At 63.9% G+C, this 2563-nt stretch carries 2 protein-coding genes; both read right to left on the bottom strand.

All coding sequences use genetic code 11. From position 1 onward, the window contains the following. Positions 1-74: 74 nt before the first annotated feature. Positions 75-878, bottom strand: coding sequence for an IS21-like element helper ATPase IstB (istB, locus tag ACWV14_RS39080; protein WP_454901618.1), 804 nt, complete (start codon positions 876-878; stop codon positions 75-77). Continuing rightward, positions 868-2457, bottom strand: coding sequence for an IS21 family transposase (istA, locus tag ACWV14_RS39075; RefSeq protein WP_454901620.1), 1590 nt, complete (start codon positions 2455-2457; stop codon positions 868-870). Before istA ends, istB begins: the two co-directional genes overlap by 11 nt. Between the last annotated feature and the right edge of the window lie 106 nt (positions 2458-2563).

The raw sequence follows: 2563 nt of genomic DNA, 5'->3' as shown, positions 1-2563 counted from the left end.
TTGTTGAGTTCCATGGAATCCTGACCCGCGATTTCCATCGAATATTGACCCACCCTCTTTGCGAGCCAGCCGGCTCACGGTGTGGATAAGTTCTTGGCTTTCTCCTTTTTAGGTTGGACTGCTTGAACGGGTTGAGCCGAGCTGTGCTTGAAGCGGAAGCTGTCGTTTCCGGTCTCCAGAATATGGCAGTGATGCGTGAGCCGGTCCAGCAACGCCGTCGTCATCTTCGCGTCGCCGAAGACGCTGGCCCACTCGCTGAAGCTCAAGTTGGTTGTGATCACCACGCTCGTGCGTTCGTAGAGTTTGGACAGCAGATGGAACAACAGCGCGCCACCTGATGCGCTGAACGGCAGGTAGCCCAGTTCATCGAGCACCACCATGTCCGCGTACATCAGTCGGTGCGCGATGTGGCCGGGATTGCCACTGGCCTTCTCTTGCTCGAGTGCGTTGACCAGTTCTACCGTCGAGAAGAAGCGCACCCGGCGGTGTTGGTGCTCGATGGCCTGCACGCCCAGCGCCGTGGCGATGTGGGTCTTGCCGGTGCCCGGACCGCCCACGAGCACCACGTTCTGCGCATCGTCCATGAACTCGCATCGGTGTAGCTGACGCACCAGCGCCTCGTTGACCTCGCTGTTGGCGAAGTCGAAGCCAGCGAGATCGCGATAGGCTGGGAAGCGAGCGAGCTTCAACTGGTAGGCCACCGAGCGTACCTCCCGCTCGGCTGTCTCTGCCTTTAGCAACTGCGAGAGCATCGGTTGGGCCGCCTCGAAGGCCGGCGATCCCTGCTCGGCCAGCTCCGCGACGGCCTGGGCCATGCCGTGCATCTTGAGTTCGCGCAGCATGATCACGATGGCGCCGCTGGCAGGGTCATGTCGCATGGCGCACCTCCTGGCTACTCGACTTGGAGTTCAGCGGCCCGCGCAGGCCGCCAGCAGCGCTGGCACGCCCCCGGAGCGTGTCGTAGCGCAGCACATCGGCCTTCGGCTCGTTCATCAGGCGCAGTGCCTGCGGTGCCGTGACAGGCGCCGGCGCAATGGGCTTGGCATCGAGCAGTCGGTGCAGCACATTCAGCACATGAGTCTTGCTGGCCACGCCGGCTTCCAGCGCCAGTTCGACCGCGGTCAGCACTGCCTGCTCGTCGTGGTGCAGCACCAGCGCCAGGATCTCCACCATCTCGCGGTCTCCGCCTGGCTGCTTCAGCAGCGCGGCCTGCAGCCGCCGGAAGCCCTGCGGCAGCTCGCTGAAGGGCGCTCCGTTCCTGAGCGCTCCTGGCTTGCGTTGCAGCACTGCCAGGTAGTGCCTCCAGTCGTAGACGGTCTGACCTGCGGTGTCGTGGCGACGGTCAATGATGCGCGTGTGCTCGCACACGATCTGGCCCTCGGCCGCCACGACGAGGCGTTCGGCGTACACGCGCAGGCTCACTGGCCGGTTCGCGTAGGAGGCCGGAACGCTGTAACGGTTGCGCTCGAAGTGCACCAGGCAGGTGGGCGAGACGCGCTTGGTGTGTTCCACGAAACCATCGAAGGGTCTGGGGATCTGCAACAGTAGTGGCCGTTCCTGCGCCCAGACATCGGCTACGGTCCCTGGCAGCTTGCCGTGGACGATCTCGCCCCACAGCGCCTTGCAGCGGTCCTCCAGCCAGTCGTTGAGCAGCGCCAGCGTGGCGAACGCCGGCACAGGTTGCCACAACCGGTGGCGCGCATCACGCACGTTCTTCTCGACCTGGCCCTTCTCCCAGCCCGAGGCCGGGTTGCAGAACTCGGCCTCGAACAGGTAGTGACTGACCATGGCGCTGAAGCGCGCGTTGATGTCGCGCTCCTTGCCGCGGCGTACCTTGTCCACGGCGGTCTTCATGTTGTCGTAGATGCCGCGCCGAGGCACGCCCCCGAGTACCTCGAAGGCCCGGTTGTGCGCATCGAACAGCATCTCGTGGGTCTGCAACAGGTAGGCGCGCACGATGAACGCACGGCTGTGGCTGAGCTTGAAGTGCGCCACCTGCAGCTTGGTGCGTTCACCAGCGATGACGGCCCAGTCCTCGCTCCAGTCGAACTGGAATGCCTCGCCGGGACCGAAGGCCAGAGGCACGAAGGTGCCGCGCCCGGTCGTCTGCTGGACCTCGTGGAGATGCGCATGCCACGCTCGTGCAAAGGCCGCCACGCGGTTGTAGGAGCCCTGGTAGCCCAGCGCCACCAGATCGGCGTGCATCTGCTTGAGCGTGCGCCGCTGCTTGCGTGACTTAGACGCCTCGCTCTTGAGCCAGCCGCCGAGCTTCTCGGCGAACGCGTCGAGCTTGCTCGGGCTGATGCGCTTCGCGTAGCTGGGCGCCGCCTCGCCCTCGCGAAGGTACTTGCGGATGGTGTTGCGAGACAAGCCCGTGCGCCGGGCTATCTCTCGGATGGACAGTTGCTCTCGCAGTGCCCAACGCCTGATGACACTCAGTGTCGCCACGTCAATCACTCCTGTGCTCCTGCTGCTAAAAGCAGCAGGTTAGGGTTATCACGTGGGTCAGATTTAGATGGAAATCACCGGGCCAAGTGGGTCACTTCTGGATGGAAATCAACAT

Source organism: Variovorax durovernensis (genome assembly GCF_977011995.1).
This window is presented reverse-complemented; position numbering and strand designations above follow the sequence as displayed.

Bases quoted from the DNA above. Each gene is read 5' to 3' on its own strand.
- istB (WP_454901618.1), bottom strand. From the start codon at position 878: ATGCGACATGACCCTGCCAGCGGCGCCATCGTGATCATGCTGCGCGAA.